The organism is Streptomyces sp. TLI_55 (assembly GCF_900206255.1).
Classification (GTDB): Bacteria; Actinomycetota; Actinomycetes; order Streptomycetales; family Streptomycetaceae; genus Streptomyces; species Streptomyces aquilus.
This window is the reverse complement of sequence record NZ_OAOJ01000007.1, coordinates 1-22,897: the sequence shown is the minus strand read 5'-3', so window position 1 is coordinate 22,897 and position 22,897 is coordinate 1. Positions and strand designations below refer to the sequence as shown.

Annotated in this window: 16 protein-coding genes and 1 pseudogene; 4 read left to right on the top strand and 13 right to left on the bottom strand. The window is 68.3% G+C overall.

The annotated features are described in order from the left end of the window. Positions 1 to 122: 122 nt before the first annotated feature. Positions 123 to 1,412 (top strand): MFS transporter, encoded by a 1,290-nt coding sequence (locus CRP56_RS46335; protein WP_097276288.1) that lies wholly within the window; start codon positions 123 to 125, stop codon positions 1,410 to 1,412. On the opposite strand, the gene istB is transcribed toward CRP56_RS46335, so the two are convergent. Both istB and istA read right to left on the bottom strand, forming a co-directional pair. Next, positions 1,413 to 2,210, bottom strand: a complete 798-nt coding sequence (gene istB / locus CRP56_RS46330; RefSeq protein ID WP_097276286.1) for an IS21-like element helper ATPase IstB — start codon at positions 2,208 to 2,210, stop codon at positions 1,413 to 1,415. Next, positions 2,207 to 3,845: pseudogene (gene istA / locus CRP56_RS46325) on the bottom strand (IS21 family transposase). The gene istB and the pseudogene istA overlap by 4 nt, the downstream one beginning before the upstream one ends. Positions 3,846 to 4,043: 198 nt before the next feature. Here istA and CRP56_RS46320 point away from each other — a divergent pair. Together CRP56_RS46320 and CRP56_RS46315 are read left to right on the top strand one after the other, a co-directional pair. After that, positions 4,044 to 4,280 (top strand): hypothetical protein, encoded by a 237-nt coding sequence (locus CRP56_RS46320; protein ID WP_097276284.1) that lies wholly within the window; start codon positions 4,044 to 4,046, stop codon positions 4,278 to 4,280. A gap of 102 nt (positions 4,281 to 4,382) precedes the next feature. After that, positions 4,383 to 4,694, top strand: a complete 312-nt coding sequence (locus tag CRP56_RS46315; RefSeq protein ID WP_257042474.1) for a hypothetical protein — start codon at positions 4,383 to 4,385, stop codon at positions 4,692 to 4,694. Between the two features lie 130 nt (positions 4,695 to 4,824). On the opposite strand, the gene CRP56_RS46310 is transcribed toward CRP56_RS46315, so the two are convergent. The 3 genes from CRP56_RS46310 to CRP56_RS46300 form a co-directional block, all read right to left on the bottom strand. After that, complete coding sequence (locus CRP56_RS46310; protein WP_097276283.1) at positions 4,825 to 5,094, bottom strand: hypothetical protein; 270 nt, start codon at positions 5,092 to 5,094, stop codon at positions 4,825 to 4,827. Then, a complete protein-coding gene (locus tag CRP56_RS46305; protein WP_097276281.1) occupies positions 5,081 to 12,145 on the bottom strand; it encodes a polymorphic toxin-type HINT domain-containing protein in 7,065 nt (2,354 codons plus the stop codon). The genes CRP56_RS46310 and CRP56_RS46305 overlap by 14 nt, the downstream gene beginning before the upstream one ends. Positions 12,146 to 12,665: 520 nt before the next feature. Beyond that, a complete protein-coding gene (locus CRP56_RS46300) occupies positions 12,666 to 13,409 on the bottom strand; it encodes a hypothetical protein (RefSeq protein WP_143665040.1) in 744 nt (247 codons plus the stop codon). A 289-nt stretch (positions 13,410 to 13,698) separates the two neighbouring features. On the opposite strand from CRP56_RS46300, the gene CRP56_RS46295 reads away from it, so the two are divergent. After that, complete coding sequence (locus tag CRP56_RS46295) at positions 13,699 to 14,688, top strand: helicase associated domain-containing protein (protein ID WP_097276277.1); 990 nt, start codon at positions 13,699 to 13,701, stop codon at positions 14,686 to 14,688. A 29-nt stretch (positions 14,689 to 14,717) separates the two neighbouring features. On the opposite strand, the gene fxsT is transcribed toward CRP56_RS46295, so the two are convergent. The 8 genes from fxsT to CRP56_RS48115 all read right to left on the bottom strand — a co-directional run. Then, positions 14,718 to 17,051 (bottom strand): FxSxx-COOH system tetratricopeptide repeat protein, encoded by a 2,334-nt coding sequence (gene fxsT / locus CRP56_RS46290; RefSeq protein WP_097276274.1) that lies wholly within the window; start codon positions 17,049 to 17,051, stop codon positions 14,718 to 14,720. 214 nt (positions 17,052 to 17,265) lie between these two features. Then, positions 17,266 to 17,781 carry a hypothetical protein gene (locus CRP56_RS46285; protein ID WP_097276272.1) on the bottom strand — a complete coding sequence of 172 codons (516 nt, stop codon included), beginning with the start codon at positions 17,779 to 17,781 and terminating at the stop codon, positions 17,266 to 17,268. A 148-nt stretch (positions 17,782 to 17,929) separates the two neighbouring features. After that, positions 17,930 to 18,670, bottom strand: coding sequence for a Crp/Fnr family transcriptional regulator (locus CRP56_RS46280; RefSeq protein ID WP_097276270.1), 741 nt, complete (start codon positions 18,668 to 18,670; stop codon positions 17,930 to 17,932). Continuing rightward, a complete protein-coding gene (locus tag CRP56_RS47975) occupies positions 18,667 to 18,813 on the bottom strand; it encodes a hypothetical protein (RefSeq protein ID WP_179851429.1) in 147 nt (48 codons plus the stop codon). Before CRP56_RS47975 ends, CRP56_RS46280 begins: the two co-directional genes overlap by 4 nt. 1,419 nt (positions 18,814 to 20,232) lie before the next feature. Further along, positions 20,233 to 21,264: a tetratricopeptide repeat protein gene (locus CRP56_RS46275; protein ID WP_373559798.1), complete on the bottom strand. Its 1,032-nt coding sequence runs from the start codon at positions 21,262 to 21,264 to the stop codon at positions 20,233 to 20,235. Position 21,265: 1 nt separating this feature from the next. Next, positions 21,266 to 22,030 carry a tetratricopeptide repeat protein gene (locus CRP56_RS46270; RefSeq protein WP_097276266.1) on the bottom strand — a complete coding sequence of 255 codons (765 nt, stop codon included), beginning with the start codon at positions 22,028 to 22,030 and terminating at the stop codon, positions 21,266 to 21,268. A gap of 198 nt (positions 22,031 to 22,228) precedes the next feature. Continuing rightward, on the bottom strand, positions 22,229 to 22,555 hold the full coding sequence (locus CRP56_RS46265; protein ID WP_097276265.1) for a hypothetical protein: 327 nt from the start codon (positions 22,553 to 22,555) through the stop codon (positions 22,229 to 22,231). Between the two features lie 99 nt (positions 22,556 to 22,654). Beyond that, the coding region (locus CRP56_RS48115) for a hypothetical protein (RefSeq protein WP_218878166.1) at positions 22,655 to 22,897 on the bottom strand (243 nt) is incomplete at its 5' end.

Sequence of the window (22,897 nt, the reverse complement as noted above, 5' to 3'; positions counted from 1 at the left end):
ACTTAACGATCAGATCGCTCGGAAATGTCGATGAGAGCCGACAACGCTGGCGCATGTCTGCCGTCGTTGGGTGACTTGTTCCGCCGTCGTCCGGCGGTGATCTTCGCTGATACGGTCCGATCATGCCGCGCCTGGTGGAAGTCCCTGGGTACGTACGTTTCTTGACCGCCTCGGCTGTGTCTGCGTTCGGTTCTCAGGTCACGGGGCTGGCGTTGCAGATCCTTACGGCCGTCGTGCTGAGCGCGTCGGCCACGGAGGTGGGCATCGTCAATGCCGCCCGCTGGGTTCCGTATCTGCTGTTCGGGCTCATAGCCGGGGTCGTGGTGGACCGGTGGCGGCGCAAGCCGATGATGGTCGCCACGGACCTTGGCAGGGCAGTCCTGCTCGGTGCGATACCGGTGCTGTATGCGCTGGATCGGCTCAACGTCCCCGCGCTGTGCATGTTCGTCTTCGTGTTCGGGGTGTTGTCCTTGCTGTTCGAGGCGGCGAACCAGTCGTATGTGCCCCAGTTGGTACCAAAAGAGCTGCTCAATGCGGGATACGCGCGTGTGCAACAGGCCGACGCGGTGGCCGGCTCGACCGGCCCTTTGCTCGCCGGGGTACTGATCAAGATCATGGGAGCGCCGCTTGCCGTGCTGGTGGACGCCCTCACCTATCTGATGTCCGGCCTGCTGCTCGCCTCGGTGAAGGCACCCGACCCCGTCCCTGATCGAGGCGCGCGGCGCAGTCTGGGCAGCGAGTTGCGTGAGGGGGTGGCATGGGTCTACCGGCATCGCACGCTGGCGTCCATCGCCCTGACCTCGCACGCGATGCTCCTCTTCAACAGCATGGTGAGCACGGTCTTCGTGGTCTTCGCCCTGCACAGCCTCAAGATCGGGGAATTCGGTCTGGGGGTCACCTACGCCTTCGCGAGTGTCGGCGTGATACTCGGCGGTGCGCTCTCCGGTCGCGTGGTCAGAAGACTGGACGTCGGCGCCACTCTGGTCGCCTTCCGCCTGCTCGCCGCCGTCGGCTGGCTGCCTCTGGTCCTGGCCGAGCGTGGACCGTGGGCGCTCGCCTCCGTGTCGCTTGGCTTCTTCCTCGTGTCCCTGGCCATCGGCGTCGAAAGTCCGGTGGAGATGAGCTACCGCCAGGCGGTGACACCCGATCGGCTGCGCGGGCGGATGAACGCGACGATCCGCTCGATGAACTGGGGAATGGTAGCGGTGGGTGCACCACTTGGCGGAGTAATCGCCGACCAGGTCAGCTATCGCTTCGCCCTGTGGATCGGGCTGTCCGGAGCAGTCATCCAGGCACTTGTGCTGACGTTTTCTCCCACCCGGAGCGCCCGTACTGCCGACGAACTCGATCCCTCGACAGCTGACCTGACACGGCACGGCGAAGAAGCCGCTGCTGGAGAGAACAAGGACTGATCAGCTCGTGGTGGCTTTTGGGGCCTGGGCGGCCCTGGTGCTGGCGAGGCGGAAGGAGTCGCTGCCGGTCTCGATGATGTTCCCTCCGAAGGTCAAGCGGTCGACGATGGCCGCGCAGAGCCGCGGATCGGTGAAGGTCTTCGTCCACCCTCCGAACGACTCGTTCGAGGCGATGGCGACGCTGTTCTTCTCCTCCCGCTCGGTCAGCACCTGGAACAGCAGCTCAGCGCCGCGGCGGTCCAGTTCCATGTATCCGAGCTCGTCGATCGCGAGGAGGTCAACGCGCCCGTAGCGGGCGATCGTCTTGGTCAGCACCTTCTCGTCCGCGGCCTCGACCAGTTCGTTGACCAGTTTGGTGGCGAGTGTGTAGCGCACCCGGTAGCCGGCCATGGCGGCTTCGGTGCCAAGAGCGATGAGCAGGTGCGACTTGCCGGTGCCGGAGTCGCCGATCAGGCAGAGCGGCAGGCCCTTCTTGACCCAGTCGCAGGTGGCCAGGGTGTGGATGACAGCCGGGTCGATGTGCGGGTTGGCCTCGAAATCGAAGCCCCGCAGCGACTTCTCCCGCGGGAAGGCGGCGGCCTTGATCCGCCGTTCGGAGCGCCGACGGGCCCGGTCGTCACACTCGGCCATCAGCAGCTCGGCGAGGAACCCGCGATAGGACATCTGGTCGCGGGCTGCGGCTTCGGCCAGGTCGGGGAACTGGGCCCGGATGGTCGGCAGCCTGAGCATGCGGCATGCCTGGTCGACGGCGGCGTCGGCGGCCTGTTCGGTCAGCCCGCGGTGGCGTTGGAACGTCACGGCATCTCTCCCTGGATGGCGGGGCGGTCGGCCGGCTGCCGGGTTTTCAGCAGCTGGTCGTAGGCCGCAACCGAGGGCGGCGGCCGGGTGTCGGGCGGCAGGTGGGCCAGTCGCCGCTGGGTCAGGAACGTCACCGTCGCCCGGTCCGACCGGGCGGGGATGGGGGGCTCGTCCACGTCGTCGGCCTCGGCTGCCTTCCGCGCCTCCAGTGCGACCGCGTCCGCGGTCAAAGCGCCGGCCCGCAGGGCGGTGGCGAGTCCGGCGACCAGGTACTCGTGGGTGAGATGGCGGCCCAGCAGCAGGACCTCGATCAGGGCCCGGGTGCCGTCCCGGTCCCCGTGGGCCTTGCAGGCCGCGGCCCACCAGGCGTCATGGACCGGGGTGAACTTGCCCGCGGACTTCGCCTGTTCCAGGGCGGTCGCGCCGGGAAAGGCGCCGGGCTTCTTGACCAGGGCCTCCAGGTAGTGGTCCAGCACGAGTCGGGCCTGACCCTTGGCGATGAGGCGCTCGTGCCGGGCGACTTCCTTCTGCCCGTCGTAGACCACCAGTTCGGACGCGTGCAGCATGACCCGCACCGTCCGGCCGATCAGCCGCACCGGCACCGAGTAGCGGTTGGTGCGGACACTGACCTGGCTGAAACGGTCCACCCGCAGACTGAACAGCCGTCCGGTCTCGAACGGTTCGCCTGGCAACGGGTGCAGCAACGGCCGTTCGACCGTGAAGTACTCGCTCACCGGCCGCGGCCTGGAGCCGATCCGGCGGCGTTCGTCAGCCGCGTCCCACTGCTCGATCATCACGTTCAGCTCGGCCAGGGAGGCGACCTCCGGGACCGGGACCAGGTGGTTACGGCGGAACCAGCCGATCTGCCCCTCCACCCCGCCTTTCTCGTGGGCGCCCTCGATCCCGGGCAGGCAGTACGCGGCCTCGATGGCGTAGTGCGAGCGGAACGCGGTCCATCGCTCGTTCTCCACCCGGGCCCGCGAGCCCAGCACCCGGGCGACCGCGGCCTTGAGGTTGTCGTAGCGGACCTTGCCCGTCGGGACGCCGCCCAGCACGCTGAGAGCGTGGACGTGGCCCTCCAGGAACGCCTCCTGGCCGCAGGAGGCGAAGACGCGGTGCACCGCCTTGCCCGAGTAACACAGCCGCATCGCGAACAGGTAGCAGGTGACCAGCTCACCGGCCAGGCGTACCTTCACGTCCCCGAAGTCGACCTCCGCCTCCGCCCCGGGCCGGTGGGTCTGCGGAATGAACGCGTTCACCGGTCCGCGGCCCGCCTCGACCTTGATCTGCGGGCGCCTCTCGGCGACATAGGCCCGGACCATCGGATAGGTCACCCCCCTCCGCCGCGTGCTCGTCGACCAGCCGGTCGAAGATCCGCTTGACGGTGTGGCGCTGCTTGCGCGGGGCGTCCAGGTCAACCCGCAGCATCTGGTCGATCAACGACTTGTACGCATCCAGCCGTGTTCCCCGGGGGCGTGGTCTCTTCCGGGGCTCCGGCCACACCGACTCCAACGCCGCTTTGACCGTGCGGAATCCGACGCCGTGCTCGCGCATCAAGGCCCGGTAGGACATCCCCGCCCGGGCATCACGGCGGATCGCCGCGTACAGATCGACCTTGGACTTCGGTGGCGCCATCGCACCCTCATCCCGCAGAGCACCCCCAGGCTCCCACCGCAAGCCCCCGGGTGTTGCCAGAACCCAGCAACACTGCCCTCTGGGAAATCCGGGCGTTCCCCGCTCTGAGCGACAAGTGGTGTCCGCTCCCACGTACAAAACCACGGGGGTGAGGGGGCATCAGGCGACGGCCGGCCTCTGCTTGACAAGCCGGGCCAGGTGCTGCTCGCGCAGGTCTTCCCAGGGGGTGCACTGCTCGGGGTCGGGCAGGCCGTTGGTGGCGATGTCCTCCAGGACGGCCGCGAACTCATCGGCCCGGGCGCGAGTTTGCGCGGCGACCTGCTCGCCCGGCTCGGGCGTACGGCGGAGGCGCGCGAGGAGTTCCTACGGACCGCCGGGCTCGCGCGCAACGAGCGGGAGCTGCTGCTGGGGCGAGCGGCCGCATGCGAAACGTGATGCCCTTCCCCCGGAACTCTGTTCCCATGCGTCTCCGTGGCATCTACAGTTACTCCGCCCCTGTGCGGGGCATGTGTTCGTGATCCATGGGGGGTCAACAACTTGAGACAGTTCACGCGCCGCCGTGCCGCGGCGCTCGCGACCGCGGCGGCGCTCGCCGCGGTGGGCACCCTGGCCGGCGCTCCGGGCGCCGCCGCCGACGCCGGGCCCTGGCCGGGCACCGAGGGCAAGATCCTCACCGACGGCCCGACGCTGGTCGATCCGGCCACCGGGACCGCCACCCAGGTGGGCACCCACATGGGAAACTACGCGGCCTGGGCTCCGGACGGCAGCCGGCGGAACCCCCTGCCGAGCCGCCTGCGGCAACGCTCGTCCGCTGACCTTGCCGTCACCGTTGCCGTCAGACCATGCTGAAGCCCCGCCAGGTCTCACCTGGCGGGGCTTCAGATTTACACCCGTGGATTCACTTCAGGTGCCGCTGATTGGGCATCATCACCGCGGCGTCGCAACGCATCCGGAGCGCCCCCTCTCACACGAGAGAGGATCAGAGCGTATCGATTTCGTTCCCCTTTGAGTCAATGATCGCGTAGTCGCCGGGATAGGGGACCCAAACCCCAATACCATTAGGCCACAAGACAATCTCAAGCGAAGCCACGTTTGAGATTGCGGTCCGGAGAAAGACCGCCTCACCGTCGCTCAGGGAGAAGGTGGTTCCTACCGGCTCGAAGCACACCTCGACGATTTCCCCTTGCGCCGCCGCGAATTTCAGGTCTACGACCTGCTCGCCCTTGCCCACCTGTCTATCTCCAAGCATCGATGATCTCCTGAGTCAGCACCACGCGCGCCGGTGCAGTCTTTCCACCCTTCCCTGCAAGCGCTGCACTCTGGTAGAAGTCCTGCAATTTCTCGGCGTCACCCCTGCTCGCCAACCCTCTCAATTCAGCCTGAGAGCGTGTTCCTATGAGGTGAGAGGGATCTCCAGAACCCCAGATACGCCCGCCCACTTCTTGCAGGGTGCCACCTTCAAGTTTCGGAACGCCGACCCTACCGCCAGGATTGGCGAGATCGGTAACCTTCCCCTTGGAGTCCACCGAGAAGCGAGGTTCACAGTTGCTGTTGTGCACGAGGACGGGCGTCTCGCCCGCCAGCACATAGTACGTGTGCAGGTCGTCGACAGTGAGGTTATACGTCTTAGCGCGCTCGGCGTAGGCCCGATTGGCCGTGACGATGACGTCGCCGCCGCTGTCGGTGAGCAGGGTCATACCGGGCTGGAAGTTACCGGCCTCGATCCAGTCGCCCTCGGAGGGCGACCAGAAAGGATGCTCGTATGTGGCCGTAAGCTTTTCAATGCCGTCGCCTGTTGCGATGGATAGCTCGCTGAAGTGCTTGTCGCCCTTAGTGATGATGAGTCGAGTCACTTCCCGGGGGCCTGATTTTCCAGTTTCTGGATCAGTGGCTTGGACCTTGTCCCCGGGCTGGACGTCCTCGATGTCCTTGGTGGTGCCATCGGCCATGAGTACATCTGTTCCGGCCAGGAAGCATTTCGTGCAGCTTGCAAACTTCACGGCTGCCTTGAGTCCCGACTCCGCACTGAGTAGGGGCCCGTAACCGAAAGTGAAAAGCATCGTGAATTCGCTGTAGCCTATTTCATTTGTCCGTTCCCAAATGCGGGCGTCTTTTGCACATTCGGAATAGTGGTTCAGGCAGTAGGTGGCTGCAATTTCCTTGGCTCCCGCAACATCCTCTGGGTGCTCATAGATGTAATTGCGGGCGCGGCTGCAGGCGCGGCGGCCAAAGCAGAGCACTTCTGGTGTACCGAAGGCGTTGGTTTCGGGCAACCAGTAGCCGCCGGTCATGTTTGAAGTTTGGCTGGGGCTTGCAAGGGCCCATTGAGTGCCCAGCCCAGTGCTGTCCTCCGATGACGGAGTTACCGAGTCTTCCCAGCTCTCGCTGTTCTTGCTGTCGTCATAGGGGTCTTCGCCGCCGCTGATACCGATGGGTTCGGTCAGGAGACCGGTGGGGTCGGAGTAGTTGATGGGGTCGTTGGCGCTGTAGCTGTAGGCGGAGAGGTTCTGCGGGTCGTAGGGGGTGTTGAGGGGGTCGGGGCTGAGGAAGCGGCCGAGGAGCGGGTCGTAGGCGCGGGCGCCGAGGAGGGAGAGTCCGGTGCTGGTGTCTTCGGTTTTGCCGAGGAAACCCTTGTCGGTGCCGGTGGGCAGGGTTCCGCCGCGTTCGTCGCCGAAGGGGGTGTAGCGGCGGCGGGTGGTGGTGCCGGTGGTGGCGTCGACGGCGAGTTGGGTGGAGGCCTGGGTGTCGGCCATGAGGTAGGTGACCTTGCCGCCGTTGGCGGTGGTGCCTTCCGTGGTGCGCATGGCGGCGGTTGCTCCGCCGCTGGTGTAGTAGCGGGTCGCGGTCACCGTGTCGTCGGCGATGCGCACTTCCATGCCGCCCAGGGAGAGCACCTTCTCCTGGGGGGTGGTGCGGAGCAGGAGGTTGCCGTCGGCGTCGTAGGCGTAGCGGGTCAGTTTGCTGCCGTCGATGGTGGTGGTTTTGACGGTGGCGAGCTGGCCGAGTTTGGTCCAGTCGTAGTCGGTGGACTTGTCTGCCGCGATGCGCGTGTCCATCTGGCCGGCGTGGTCGTAGGTGAGGGTTTCGGTTCCGGTAGTGGTGCCGGCGCTGATGGTGTTGATCTTGCGGACGCCGTGCAGCCGTGCGGCGTTGGCGGTGGTCCAGGTTCCGGCGTCGTCGTAGCCGGGGTAGAGGTAGTCGCGGGTGGTGGCCGTGCCCGCCTGGTTCGTGTCGGTGACGGACTGCAGGTTGCCCAGGCGGTCGTAGGTGTAGTCCGTCTCGTAGGGGTCGGGGCCGGTGAAGTCGGAGACGCCCAGGGCGCACGCGCTTCCGGTGGAACGGGTGTGGGCGCCGGTCAGGCGGCCCTGACCGTCGTACAGGAAGCACTGCGACTGCGCGGTCTGACCCGTGGCCTGCTCGCGGAGCTGGGTGAGCCTGCCGTCGAAGTCGTAGGTGTAGGTGTCCTGCTGCCGCTCCAGGGTGGTGGGAGTGACGGCGGGGCCGGAGGCCGTGGTCGTGATGATGCTCTGCAGACGGCGGGTGCCGTTGTCGTCGTAGTAGCCGTAGGTGCGCTGGGCCTTGGCTGCGGTGCTGCTGGTGAGGTCGGGGCCGTAGGAGCGTGAGGTCAGGCGTCCGTAGGCGTCGTAATCCGTGGCCCGGACATACGTCTGCAGAGGCGAGATGAGGGTGCGGGGCCGGCCGTAGTCGTCGTAGCCAGCGGTGACGGTCTCCTCGGCGAGCCCGCCCGCCGGAGGGTAGGTGACAGAGGTGAGATGGTCGGCCGCGTCATAGCCGTAACGGGTGGTGTAGTCGCCTGCCAGACCGGTGACTTCGGTGGGGATGGTGACGGTAGTGCTCAGCGGGCGGCCGCGGTCGTCGAAGCTGCCAGTCTTGGTGGTGTAGGTCCTACCTTCGGTGTCCCTGCTGGTCGTAGAGGTGATGTGCCCCTTGCCGCCAGTGACGCCGATTCCATCCCATTGCCAGGAGGCGAGCTTGGTGGTGCCGGTGGCCACAGAAGTTTTGCGACCCAGGTTGTCGTAGTCGTAGGTGAGCACCGTCGACAGGCCCTTGATGGGGTAGTCGTAGTTGCTGGTGACGGTGTCGACGCGGCCGTTGTTGTCGTAGGTGGTGTCGCTCTTACCCGCATCCGGATCGCGGGTGGTGACGCGCTGGCCGGCCCAGTCGTAGGTGTACCCGGTGATGTTGCCGCGGGGGTCGGTGATGGTCTCGAGGTTGCCCTTGGCGTCGTAGCCGTACTGGGTGGTGAACGTCGAGGTGCCGTTGTGCTCGACGACCTTGGAGGTCTGACCGAAGACGTCGGTGTAGGTGTCGGTGGGGTCGGCCACTGCGGGCGTGACGGTGGTGTAGTCGCCGAAGTACCGCGTGACCACCCGTCCGTGCAAAGTGCTCGTAGTGGAAGATCCGTTGCCGACGAGGATCTGCGAGACCGTGGTGCGGCCGGCCCAGTCGAGGGTCAGGTCGGTGTAGGAGGGCAGGTCCTCGACCTTGGGGCTGGCCGGGCCGCCGGAGCCGGCGGTGCCGACGTTGGCGAAGACGGCCGAGGTGCCGGTGACGTTGCCGGCCGTGTCGTAGCGGGTGACCGCCACCTGCCGGTTCGCAGTTCCCATATTGCCGTCGGGCAGGGGCGTTTGTGTTTCGCGGGCGCGGCCGAGGCCGTCGGTGTAGGCGTAGGCCGACAGATATTTGGTGCCGGACTGCAGGGTGTGGGTGGCCACCTTCGGGAAGCCGTTGACCGAGTCGGGGATGCCGTTGCTGGTGGCGGTGGGGATGCTGTAGCTGAACTTCAGCGACGGCGAGGTGCCGGTCTCGGTCGGCTTCCACACCTCGGTCGGACGGCCCGCCGCATCCAGGGTGAGCTTGGTGATCTTCCCGTTCGGGTCCTTGGTCTGGTACACCACGCCCCAGAACCGGGAGGTCCACACCGTGCTGGACAGCGCCGGGCGCAGGTCGGTGGGGTCGCTGCTGGGCTTGGGCGTGGTGGTGGTGACGCCGTTGGTCGGCCAGGTGTTGGCCGGGTTGTAGGTGGTCGTGGTGCGGTTGCGGTCGGCGTCCTCGGTCCAAGTGACGCGGCCCGCGTCGTCGTAGTCGGACCGTGCCTTGATGAAGTCGGTCGTGCCGGCGCTGGCGTACTTGCGGGTCTCGGTGGCGTTACCATCGACCGGCTTGTTGCTCGCTACGTCGGCCGCGTTGTCGTACAGGGAGACCGTGTAGGCGTCCTGGTTGGCTGCGGCGCGGTCGGTGCAGCCGGCGGCGTAGTGGCGGGTCTCGTCGGTCAGGATCATCCAGCGCTGGATTTTGCTGCCGTCGTAGTAGTCGGTGTTGTAGGCGCGGCCGTAGGTCGTGCACTGGTTGTCGGAGACGCCGGCCTCGCCCTGGTCGTCGGTGCGCAAGGCCAGGCCGTAGGTGCCGGAAGCCGGTTCGGCGGCGTCGTATTCGTTCTCGACGACGTGGGTGCGCCAGCCGGTGGAGATCTTGCTGAGGGTGGTGGTCTCGTCCTCGCGAACGAAGCGGGCGTCGGGCAGGCCCTTGTAGGTGGAGGTGACGTGGTCCCAGTAGTGGTGGAAGACCCGCTCCTGGGAGCTGCCGGTGTCGTCCCTCTTGGAGGTTTCGATGGTCTTGCCCTGCAGCCAGGGCGAGTCGGTGTAGGCGGTGCCTTCGCCGTCGTAGACCTTCACCGAACGGGTGGCGGACGCGTCGGTCTTGGACGTGCGGTCGCCGTCCAGGCCGCGGTACAGCCAGTGGAACGTGGAGTGCTTGACCGCGCCGGTGCCAGAGGTGACCTCGACCTTCTGATAGCCGCGCCAGTCCGTCCAGGACTCGTCAGCATCCTTGGTCAGAGGGTCATTGCCAAAGCGCCAGCCGGCGCCGCCCTGGTAGTCGTAGCTGGTGGTCATCTTCGGGGCGCCGTCCTGGCTGTCGGTGACCGTCGGGTCGACGGTCACCGACATGACCAGAAACTTCTTGAACCAGCCGGTCTTCGCCTCGGTCTCGCCCTCCGCAGTCCACTTCTGCCTGAAGCAGTCCTTGGCGTTGGAGGCCTCGCTCGGCAGGGCGTCGATGCTGCACGGGTTGGGTGAGCCGTAGTCGACGGTCGTGGTGGCGCCCAGATCGCCGTGGATCTCGTTCACGCGGCGGAAGTTGAGCTCGGTGGACCCGACCTTGTTGTCCAGGTCGACGCCATTGAAGTTGATCACCGGCAGCACGATGTCCGTGCCGCTGCCATAGGTCTTGCGCTGGACGTAGTCCAGCCACAGCGTCTTGCCGATCGAGCCGTCAGGGTTGGGCAGGCCGTGCTTGGTCTGGTACTGCTGCACCAGATCCCAGCCGCTCATGTCCGTGTTCAGCACGAACGTCTTGATGTCCCACAGCATGTCCTTGCTGAAGAACGTCGGATAGTAGGTTTTGCCCGCGCAGTAGTAGTCGGCCGAGGTGCCGTCACACATCAAGTCGACCGGCACGTCCGGGTACGAGGTCGGCTTGGAGGCAATCGAGGGGCAGGCGCCCGGCTCGGTGCGCAGCGGATCGGCGTCTGACATGCGCTCCACGCACCGGCCCACATGGGTCAGCTCGACCCGGCCGGTCGGCTTGGCACCGGTGATCTGGGCCGGCCAACCGTACTCGATCGCGCTCAGGTAGCCGCCCGCGGTGTAGGAGCGGGCTTTGTCAGTGTTGGCGACCGAGCGGTAGTAGTTGCTCTCCTTGTCGTAGAAGTAGGCCGACTCGACCTCGTTGGCGTCCACGGTGCGGTCCAGGCTCCACCGCCAGGCCTGCGTGCACGGCTCGGGGAACTTGTCGTGGCAGGGCTCACCCGCATCGTTGCCGACCACCGGCACCGTGAACACCGAGCTGGTGGCAGCACCGGTGCGCTCGGAGCGGCCCCAGCCGAAGTAGTAGTGCTTGCCGTCCGGGGTGGAGATCACCCAGTACTCGTCGTCCGCGCCGTGCCCGCCGTCCAGGTGCTGCACCCGCCAGCCCGGATCGTCGCGCAGGTGGTAGGAGCCGGTGCCGGTGTTGTCCTGCACCAGCGTCGAGGACACACCGTTGAGGTTGATGACATAGACCGCGCCGTCCGGCTCGTCCGTGGTGTTGGGCGAGTCCCAGCACAGGTCACCGATCGTGGGCAGGCCGTCCTGGCTGCAGTTGCGGTACTGACGCTCGATGAAACCGACGCTCAGGTCCCAGCCCATCCCGACCCAGGACGCCTGGTTGTTCGTGGCCGAGGTACGGCCGTCCACCGACTGCGAGTTGTACGTCATCGCCAGCGACGGCGCCTCGCCCATGGCCGGCTTAGGCAGACTGACCGGAAGGTTGTAGGTGAAGGCTCCCGACCCGGTGGCCACCTCCCACGAGCCGGTCGGCGACAGGGTGGAGGCGCGGTAGTCGCCCTTGTCCGACGAGGAGCCCGTGTTCAGCAGGAATGTGGAGCCGGAGGCGGTGCCCAGTTGCGTGGACAGGCCGTCACTGTCTGGCTCGGCCGTCACCGTCGCGGTCAGGGTGCCCGTGGCGGTGTCGTTGTCAACGGGGACGAACTCCCGCTCGGTGCAGCCTTCCGCGTCCGGTGTCTGCAGTGCGCAGTCCGGGACCTTCACCAGGCGGAGCCGGGAGGCGAAATCACCGCCGTAGGCGTACTTGAAGCCCGAGTAGTCGATGGCGATCTGCACCTGGCCGGCCGCGGACACGCCGTCGGTGCGGGTGACCTGCACACCAAGCCCGACACCGCCGGCCGGAGCGACCTCCTGGCGGTCCAGCACCCGCACATCGACCTGCTCCGGCGACACCGCATCCCCGGCAGGCTCACCCGCACCATCCGACGCTGACGGCGACGGCTGCGACGACGGATCAGTGCTGGCGTTGCCGCTGGCAGGAGCAGCCGTCACATCAGCGCTCTCCGCCGCGCTGGGCTCCGCGGCGGCAGACGGTGTATCCTCCGCGGCAAGCCTCGACTTGGCGAACTGGGTGGTGGCTTGGTCACCTTCCGGGAGTGGGGCCACCTCGACCACGTCGGCGACCTCGGTGGCGACATCCTGGCTGGGTGTGGCGGAGGCGGACGGCTCCGGTGTGACCGTGCCCGGCTCCCCGGGCTGGGCCTGCGACAGATCCACCGTCGCCTGCGCCGCATCCGGCCAGCTCGGCTCCGGCAGCGCCTTACCCGCCTCCTCGACCTCCTGCGCTGGTACCGCTCCCAGCGACTGCGACGGCACCAGGGGCGTGGAGCTCCCCGAGTCCGCGGCCGCCGACGGTGAGGACAGCACCGTCCCGGTCGACAACAGGCCCGCCATCACAGCGCCCGCAATCGTCACGGACAACCAACGCGCACGCCGAGCAGCCACTCGAACCCCCGCCCCCGCGCGACCCGCACACGCGTGCACAGGCCGCAGACCAATGAGAAACACCCGACCACCGGCTCCGGACGGCCGTGCTCCCCAGCACGCTCACGCCGCCCCGACCCGAAAGTTGATCAGTGAAGCGAGACAGTAACTGCCTTGAACATCCTGTGAACAGAGGACCAAACGGACGGTTCCACCCCCCGCCCGTGACCCTTATCACAGCCATACAATCCCAGGTCACAGGCCCACGCCGAAATCCAGCCGGGAGGTTTCCGGCGAAAACGCCGCCCGCTACACGCCTCCCGCAACCGGCCCTGACGGCGCCTGCACCTCGCGGCCCGACGCCATCAATCGACATCCGCTGCCTGACGCACACGAAACGCCCGGCGCATCGCCATGTCGCTTCAGGAGGCAACGGGGGCTGGGCCCTGACCAGGGCTCAGTCCCCGTTACCCTTCCTGCTCACACCAGGTCAGGCGAGCTTCTTCAGCTGTGCATCCAGGACGTCCTGGGGGATGGCCGGCGGCTGGACAGGATTGAGGGACATGAAAGTGGCAATCGTGGCGTCCTGGCGAACGACCAGGACGGTCACAGGAATTGCGGGCCCGGCACCGCTGCCGACAATCACCTGGGTCGCCTCAAAAGCCACAGCCTCATCGCCGTAGCCAGAAACCGGGCGGGGCTGGGCACCGGTAAATCCCAGCCCGGCATCAGGATGTGCCGGGGAGGGGCGCATGTCGGCGGTCGTGCACTGCGCGAGCGCCGCCCGCAACTCGCTCATCACCGACCGGGCGTCGGCACGGGTATAGGACGCCAGGCTCACACTCGCATGCTCCCCCAGGCCGTCGGAGTCGGACACCACGTCCTGGACGACCTGCGCCGTGAAATCGTGCAGACTGCCCAGCTGCGCGGCCGCGTAGACGGGCCGGCACGGTGCGGGCGTGGCGGCACGGTAGGCCGTCACACTGCCGCGGTCCACGCTGCTGCCCTTGCCCGAGACCGCGGTGACGCCATAACCAGGGACGTCCTGCCCGCTCAGCGCCAGACGGTCAAGGGTCTTCTGGCTGAGCCCCTTTCCACCCTCAGAAGCCGGCTCCCCCGAAGCCCCCTGTGAGGCCGCACCCGCGGACACGCCGGACCCGGCCTTCGCCCCTCCCCCATCGTCGTCCCCGCCGGCCTTGCCGCACGCGCCGGCCAGCGCCAGCAGCGCCGCCACACCCGTCACCGCAATGACCCGTCTTCTGGCCGCAGAACCCCGCATCATCCACCCCTCCCCCAGGTGCCGCCTCTGGGCGCACCTGCATCAGCAGCCCTGGCATATGCCGGGGCTCGAGTTCGCAGGGAGCCTAGCGGGACACCGGGGAACCCCCGCCACCTGATCCGACGCCAATGCCAGCACTGCACGTCCAGGCCGGCGGCAGCCTGCCCGGCACGCAGGTGAACCGATTGAACCGAAGCACGACGGTTCTCACACCGACAGGCTCGTTGTCACTTCGCATCCGTGACTGCCCCGGTGCGACGTCCGCGGTGGATGGCATCAGGCCGATCGAACTAGCAACGGACCTGGGTCCGCGGCGCGGGATCCCGTCAGCCGGTGGCTGCGGGAAACCGGCAACACCGAGCTGCGCGTGCCCTACACCTACCAGACGCCTGAGGCTTGGGAAGCCCTCGGCAACCATCCGCTGGGGGTGTGGGTGGCGGACCAGCGCCACTACTACGCGGCCGGGACCCTGGACGCCAAGCGCGTCACCGAGCTGCAGAACTTGGGCATGGTGTGGTCCGTGCATGCGTCCGCGTGGGAGGCCGGCCTCGCCGTCGTCCGCGACTACGCCGCCGTCCACGGCCACCTCCTGCCGCCGGCGTCCACGGTGTGGGGCGGGGACGGGTTTGCCCTGGGGGGCTTCCTCAAAAACGCTCGCCAAGCGGCCAAGAAGGCCCGGGAGAACGCCGTACGCCGCGCGAACGGGGAGACCGGCATCTCGTATGCCGGGGAGCTGCCGGAGAGCCGTATGGAGGCGTTGAACGAGATCGACCCCGGATGGGCACCCGAGGGATGGGAGATCGGATGGCAGCGCTGCTACAGGCTGCTGCTTGCGCACGTGCAGGCGGGCGGAGAGCTCCCGGCCGGGCCGGGTGACGTCGTCGTCCAGGGCGAAGACCTTGCCGTGTGGATCGCGGGGCAGGTGGCGGTGTGGGAGCGGCTGGTGCCCGCGCAGCAGTACCTCCTGGAAACGCTCGGAGTACACCCCGAGAACGAGGGGGTGCCGCGGGTGCCGGCACGCCGGTCCCAGGATGAACTGTGGGAACGCAACATGACCGCAGCCCGCCAGTACCACGCCCGCGAAGGACACCTTCGGGTGCCTCGACAACACCGCGAGGATGTCGACGGGGAGCTTGTGGGGCTGGGGTCATTCATCTCCAACACCCGAAGGCGCGCCGACAAACTCAGCCCCCAACGACGCGACGCCCTCACCGCGTTGGGGATGCGCTGGTAGACGATGCGGAGGCTGCCACTGGCGGGGCGCTACCTGGCCCCAGGACTCTCCAGTTCTCCGCCCAACGACTCCAACCATCCGGCAGTCCTCTGAGTATCGGGGTGCTCCTCACCCAACACCCGCCGCCGCGCCTCCAACGTCTCCTCCCCCAGAACACGCGCCTCCTCCACCCGACCCGCATCCCGTAGATGCACGGCCAGATTGTTGGCGGTGCGCAGCGTGTCCGGGTGATCCACACCCAGCACCCGACGCTGACCCGCCAGTGTCTCCTCCCCCAACACCACCGCCTCCCCCACCCGACCCACATCCGACAGAGTGCCGGCCAGGTTCGACGCCGTAAGCAGGGCGTCGGGGTGCTCCACACCCTGCACCCTCCGCTGGCCCGCCAGCGCTTCCTCGCGCAAGGCCAGGGCTTCCTCGTGCCGCCCCAGCGACCTGAGCCGGTTGGCGAGGTGGTCGGCGCTGGCCAGGGTGTCGGGGTGGTCGTCGCCGTAGAGGCGTCGGCTGCGTTGGAGGGTGTCTTCGTCTAGGGCGCGGGCGCGTTCATGGTCCTGGGTGTGGTCGTAGGCGCGGGCCAGGTCGGTGGCGGCCCACAGGGTGGCGTCGTGGTCGGGGCCCAGCTGCTGCAACCAGGTGTCGTACAGACGCTGCAGACGCGCGCGGGCGGTGCGGGCCTGGCCGCGGTCCATCAGGTACCAGCACCCGCCGTGTAGCGCATTCCGTCCGTCTGTGGTGGTGAGGGAGGCCGGGTCCACGGCCAGCAGGTGCGGCAGCAGCACCTGCCACACCGGCCACCCCACCGGATCAGACGTGCCTTCGGGGGCCGCCGCGGTCAGGAGGGCTTCCGCATCCCGTGCCGCTTCCTTGCGCTGGGACGGGGTGAGCTGGTCGGCCAGGACCGCCTGGGTCAGGCGGTGCAGCTGGACGGTGCCGTTCTGGGTACGGGCCAGACTGTGCCGGGCGATCGCCTCCACCACACCCCCCGCACGCAGCCGCGACACCAAAGCCTCGCTCAGGACGGGAGAGGTCTGATCGGGCAGGTGGCCGACGCAGGCGGTCAGGGGAAAGGGTTCGGGAGCCAGCAGCGCGAGGGCGGCCAATACGGCGGCAGCACCCGGGTGGTCGACTGCCAGGCGGGAGCTGGTCAGCCGGACCTGCGCGGCCAGGGACACCGGATAGTCATCCGGGCAGCCCTCGTCCAGCACCTCATGCATGCTGCGGGCCAGTTCGGCCTGCAGATCGGCCGCCGACACGCGGGTGAGTAGAGCCGCAGCCTGTGTCAGCGCGAGCGGCAGGTCGTCCAGGGTGTCGGCGAGGCGGTCGGCGTCCGCGTCGGACAGTGCAGCACCTTGGGCGCGTAGCAGGGCGATGGATTCGGTGCGGGGCAGGGTGTCGACGTCCAGGGGGACGGCGTAGGTGCGCCAGTGGAGGTTACGGGAAGTGACCAGGACATGCCCGGAGCCGCCGGGCAGGAACGGGGCCAGGGCGCTGGGGTCTTCGGCGTTGTCGAAGACCAGCAGCCAGCGCGACATCGCTCCCAGCTCGCCGAGCAGCAGCTCGACCGCGGTAGCGGGCGGTGTACCGGTGGGCGCGGCGCCGATCCGGGCAGCGAGCGCCGCGAGCTGGCCGGGGATCAGAGACGGGTCATCCGCCGCGATCCACCAGACCAGTTCGTATTCGCCGGCGAAGCGGTAGGCGTACTCGAGCGCGAGCTGGGTCTTGCCGACCCCTCCCCGGCCGTGCAAGGCCTGCACCGCCACCCGCTGCCCGGACGCGAACGCCTCCCGCAGATGCACCAGCATTCTGTCGCGGCCGGTGAACGCCGCATTTCGAGCCGGGAGGTTCCGCACCCGCGGCAGGCTCCCCGGCGGCCGCGGCCCGGTACCACCGATCCGCGACAGCATCCCCGGCGGCCGACCCGGCGCCCGGCCGGGACGGGACGGGCCGTTCACCGCCCGCAGCAGCGCCTCACGGGCGGCGTGGTCATCCAGCCCGAACAGCTCCGTCGCGCCCAACGCACTCAGCACAGGCGGGGGTGTCGTCTCCGCGATACGCACCGGAACCAACCGCTCCCCCAACGCCAGCATGTTCGACCACTCCAGTGTGGTGAGCGGCCCGGCGTCGAAGTAGGCCGGGGAGAACAAGGCCACCATCCGCCCCCGTTCCAAAGCGGCGTTCAGCTTCGCGATGAGACTGTCCCCCACCTCCCAGTCCCAGCCCGCCAGCTCGACCTCATGCCCGGCATCGATCAGCTGCCAGGCGATCCACTCCGCCCAGGCGCGATCCGCATCCGCATGGCTGATGAACCAGACTCCATCCGACGCTCCGTCAGACGCGCTGCCAGATGCCTCTATCGCGCCCATCGTGTCCCCCCGAAACCACGCGTTCGTACTGGTGCAAGCGTAGAGGTCGAGCCGCCTGCCGGGCCCTGGTCTTCACCAGACCGCAGGGCGCTCGCTGCTGCGCATGCCACCCCACGGCACCGGATCCGGAAGCCGGCCTGTGGCCGGTTCGTGGCGGCGGATCCGGTGCCGCTGCGGGGTTGGTCTGATGGCGGCTTCCGCCTGGTGATGTGGGTCAGCCGCGCTTGAGGTGGGTGATCTTCTGCTGGGCGGCCACCACGGCCCGGGCCAGATCGCTGCGGGCGCTCTCCTGCTTCATCGCCTTCACCAACTGCGTCCGGTGCTCCAGGACGGGGATCTTCACCGCGGCGGGTCCGGGCTCGGGCAGAGCGGTATCGGTGTACTCCTCGATGCGCTCGAGGACCCGGGCCAGCTCGGGGGCGATCGCGGGGGTGTGGTCGGCGACGCCCCGGAGCATGGTGCCGATCTGGGTGATGTCCTCGAAGTCCTCGGCGCGGCAGGGCTTGTGGGCGAGGCGGCACTGGGCCTTGTAGAGGTCGGCGAGCCACTGGTCGGGCTTGTCGAGTTCGGCGTTTGTCTGGTCTTTGCGGCGGATGCTGCGCATCCAGGCGAAGACCTGCTGGTGGTGCAGCAGGGTGTAGGCGCCCAGAGCACCGGTGGCGAGCGCGGAGACGATCGCCACCGCGAGGGTGCCGCCGCTCGTGCCCAGCGCCAGCGTGTTGGTCATCATCGTGTCGAAGGTCCGTTCCAAGAAAAGGGGGACGCCGAACCCAGGTGGGGGTGCGCGGGGTGTGCGACGTCTAGGGGAGGGGGGTGGGTCCGGGCGGGCCGGCACCGGTGGGGCGGGCCTGCGCGGGAAAGCACTGTCGGGGGTGGTGTCAGGCCCCGACGAAGTGGCGCAGCGCGTCGACGTCGCGGACGACGAACTGCCGGTAGCGGGCTTCGATCACGCCGTGGTGGCGCAGGGTGCGCAGGGCGTTCTCGGTGGTGGAGACGGCGAGTTGGAGGGCGGCGGCGATGTCTTTTTGGCCGGGGCCGGTGATGACGATGTGCTCGGTGGTGTCGGGGTCGGGGATGCCGGCGGTGTCGGCGAGGTGCGCCAGCAGGCGCGAGACGCGCTCCAGCGGGGGGCGGATGGCCATGGCGTAGACGGCCTCGTCGCTGCGGTTGCGGTCCTCGAGGCTGCACAGCAGGGCGTGGCGCACCTGGGGCAGTCGGCGCTCGATGAGGGCGGCAAAGTAGCGGGCGGCGCAGGGGATGGCGACCGTGCGGGTCAGGCAGCGAGTGTCGACCGTGGCGGCCTGGGAGAGAAGGGCGGCTTCGCCGACCAGCTGGCCCGGGCCGCGGAACCGGGTGATGGTGGGAATGCCCGCGCCGTGGCCCAGGGGGTAGCGGTCCTGGCGGACCACGCCCTCCCAGAGGATGTAGACGTACGGGGCCTTAGGTCCCATCGGCAGGACGTCGTCGCGCTCGAAGGTGCGGCCGCGCAGGCCGGTCTGGAGCAGACGGTGCCAGACCTCGGCGGGCAGACGCTCAACGAAGCTGCCGTGGGGCTTGTCCTCGTGGCCTTGGTAGAGGTCGGTGGTGCGGGCGATGTCGAGGGCGGGAGGCATCCTCATACCCCCCTCGTCGCCGGGGCGGGGGCGTACAGGGCGGGGCGCGCGCCCCGCGGGGTGTCGTGGTGACGGTCTGTCACGGGAGCGGGGGCGCGGTGTCCGCACAGGCGGGACATCCGGGTGCCGGCAGCGATGGCGGTGCTCATGGGATGGGTCCTCGTTCGGTAGATCTGCCTGGGACCCCGCACGGGTGCGGGGTCCCAGGTGGTGGGTCCGTCGCCCTCTCCGGGAGGTGGTGCGCGCCTGGTGGTGAGCCGGGCAAGGCCTGGAGATGACGTTCGGCGGGAATACGCTACAGCCCGCCGTGAGTCCCAAGCTAGCCGCCTTTTTCACTAGTTACTTGGCAAACTTTGATCACTCCGGAAACCCCTACCGGTAGGGCTTTGTTACGCGCCGAATGCAGGATTTCAGGCGATCACCCGCCAATGAATATCCTGAATATGCCGCATTGATTTCCGGATAGGACTGCGATTAGGCCGAGGGTTTTTTCCCAGATGAGCGGCAGACGGCTCGCATGTAAACGGGAGGAAAAGAACGGGAGGCCTCCGGGGCACCACCCCCAAAGACCTCCCGGAAAGGGGTCCGGACCCACCAGGATCAGACCGGTGTCCAGTAAACACCACGGGCCCTGTTAAGGTCACTCCCCATCGGCCGCTCATGAGGATTTACCACCCGATGGCCGCCTGAAACCCCCCGGACGTAGGGGATTGCCGGGCGCAGCGGGGAGCACAGGCCACGTCAAGACGGCGCGCCACACGCCCCGCATTTTGCCCGCTTTGCGCCCGCCGGAACGGCACGCTCCCCACCGCGAGGGCCCTTGAGAGCGCTATCAGACGATAATCATCGTTCAAAAATCAACAGACCCGGTCAACCCAGGTTTACCCCAGCGACGAGCCCTGACCACAAACCGGTTGCTCAACCCGCACCCCGAACCACCCGCAGGACACGGCCCGAATATGCCTCCGCCAGCAGCTCGACTTCGGATGCAAAGAACACAAACCTCACCCCGAATGCAATACCACTGCATCAATCCGGGATATCGAACGGGAATCGAAGCCCGGCACCCAAGTAAATCCCGAATGTCGACTAGTGCACAATGCCGCGACGCTCCCCCGCCTCACCCCGCACCCCCGGCGCGCGACGCGGCGCTCGCACACACGCCGCACATCATTCACCCTGTCAGTTTTGTTACACCACCGACGAGTTGAGGCATCACACTGTGCGAGACCGATCAAGAAGTACAGAAAATGACCGAACCGGCACGTAGAGTAACGTGCATCACATTCCGCGCCGCCCACACCCACCGGCGCACGCCCCACCCCCACCCAAGCGCCCCACGCCTCACCTCACGACCGCCCGGTCCACACCGGCGCACCCCCTACGCCTCCAGCACCTCCCGGACGGAACGGCGCCGGGACGCCCCCCAACGCCCGCAGCGAGCACGCCCGATCCACTGCCACCGAACGACCTGCCCTCCCGCGGTAGCCCGGGCAGCGGACACAAGCACGGACCCGTCTCGGTTCAGGCCCTTCGTGCAGGCCGTGCGAGGGCCTGCCCTGAAGTGCTCACTCTGCAGCTTTCTGCTGCCTCACCCACTCCAGCACCTCCACGGAATGCACGGTGTCGGGGTGCTCCTCACCCAGCACCCGCCGCTGCTGGGCCAGCGTCTCCTCACCCAACGCCACCGCCTCCTCCACCCGACCCACCGCAGCCAACTGGATCGCTAGGTTGGACGCCGTACGCAAGGTGTCGGGATGCTCCTCGCCCAGCACGCGCCGCTGTCGGGCCAGCGTCTCCTCACCCAACGCCACCGCCTCCTCCACCCGACCCGCATCCGCCAACCAGACCGCCAGGTTGGACGCCGTACGCAAGGTGTCGGGATGCTCCTCGCCCAGCACGCGCCGCTGTCGGGCCAGCGTCTCCTCACCCAACGCCACCGCCTCCTCCACCCGACCCACATCCGCCAACCAGATCGCCAGGTTGGACGCCGTACGCAAGGTGTCGGGATGCTCCTCACCCAGCACCCGCCGCTGTCGGGCCAGCGTCTCCTCACCCAACGCCACCGCCTCCTCCACCCGACCCACATCCGCCAACCAAGCCGCCAAGTTGGACGCCGCGGCCAGGGTGTCGGGATGCTCCTCACCCAACACCCGCCGCTGCCGCACCAGCGTCTCCTCACCCAACACCAGCGCCTCCCCCACCCGACCCACCGCCGCCAACCGGATCGCCAGGTTGGACGCCGTATGCAAGGTGCGGGGATGCTCCTCGCCCAGCACGCGCCGCTGCCGCACCAGCGTCTCCTCGGCCAACACCACCGCCTCCTCAACCCGACCCGCATCCGCCAGATCAGTGGCCAGGTTGGACGCCGCGGCCAGGGTGTCGGGATGCTCCTCACCCAACACCCGCCGCCACCGCACCAGCGTCTCCTCAGCCAACGCCAACGCCTCCTCCACCCGACCCGCCGCCGCCAACCAAGCCGCCAAGTTGGACGCCGCGGCCAGGGTGTCGGGATGCTCCTCACCCAACACCCGCCGCTGCCGCACCAGCGTCTCCTCGGCCAACGCCAGCGCCTCCCCCACCCGACCCGCCGCCGCCAGATCAGTGGCCAGGTTGGACGCCCGCGGCCAGGGTGTCGGGGTGTTCTTCTCCTAGGAGCCGGCGACGCCGCTCGAGGGTGTCCGCGTCCAAGGCGCGCGCCCCGCTCGTACTCCTGAGTGTCGCTGTAAGCGCGCGCGAGGGAATGCGCGGTCCACAGGGTGCCTTCGTGGTCCGGGCCCAGCTGCCGTACCCAGGTGTCATACAGCTCTTCCAGGCGTTGTCGGGCGGTGCGGGCTGGCCGCGGTCCATCAGGTACCAGCAGGCGTTGCGTACCGCGTCGCGCCCCTGTTCGGTGGTGATCGTGGCGGGGTCTGCGGCGAGGAGGTGGGGCAGCATCTGCCGCCAGCCGGGCCACGACACGGGCTGCGCAACATCGCCGGGATTGGCCGCGGTAAGGAGTGCTTCGGCATCCTGGGCGGCCTGCCGTTGCTGGTGTTCGGTGAGGTGGTCGGCGAGCACCATCTGGGTCAGCCGGTGCAGCTGCACGCTGCCGTCCTGCACCCGGCCCAGACTGTGCCGGCCGATCGCCCGCAGCACCGGGCCAGCCACCAGGCGCGATGCCAGGGCCTGGGCCAGCGGCTTGGAGGCCTGGTCGGGCAGGCGGCCGGCGCAGACGGTGACGGGGAAGGGCTCGGGTGCCAGCAGCGACAGTGCCGACAGCAACAGCAGTGCGCCCGGGTGCTCCGCTGCCAGGCGGTCGGCGGTCAGGCGGATCTGCGCGGCCAGCGACACCGGATACCCGGCCGGGCGGCCCTCGGCCAGCACCGCCGCGGTGTTTCGCGACGAGTTCGCCCCTCAGATCCGCAGCCGACAGGCCGCCACTGAGCAGCGAGCCGGCCTGGGTGAGGGCGAGAGGGAGATCATCCAAAGCCTGGGCGAGGGCGTCGGCGTCCGCATCAGTGAGGACGTGGTGGTGTGTGCCCAGCAGGGCGCGGGACTCAGTGCGGGAGAAGACATCCACACTCAGCGGGGTGGCGTAGGCTGCCAGTTCGGGTTGCGGGAGGTGATCACCACATGGCCGGTGCCGCCGGGCAGGAAACCCGCAAGAGCTTCGGGCTCTTCGGCGTTGTCGAAAACCAGCAGCCACCTCGAGCGCGTCCGCAACTCCTCCAGCAGCAGCTGCACGGCCTCCGCCACCGGCGTGCCGGCCGGCGCGGCCCCGGTCCGGGCGGCGAGGGCAGCGAGCTGGTCGGGAATCAGGGCCGCATCCTCCGCCGCGATCCACCACACCAGCTCGTACTCACCCGCGAACCGGTAGGCGTACTCGATCGCCAGCTGCGTCTTGCCCACCCCACCCCGGCCATGCAACGCCCGCACCGCCACCGACTGCCCACGGCCAAAGCCTGCCGTAACTCGATGAGGAGGCCGTCGCGGCCGGTGAAGGCAGCATTACGGGTCGGGAGATTCCACACCCGCGGCAGACTGCCCGGCAGACGCGGACCACTCGCACCCACCTGCCGCAACATCGCCACCGCCAGGGAAGGCCGGCTCCGTCTGGGGCCGGGACGGACCGTTGACCGCCGCCAGCAACACCCGACGCGCCTCACCCTGCTCAATGCCGAACAGCGCCGGAGCGATCAGCGGACGCAGGACGGGCGGTGGCGTGGTGTCGGCGATACGCACCGGGGTGAT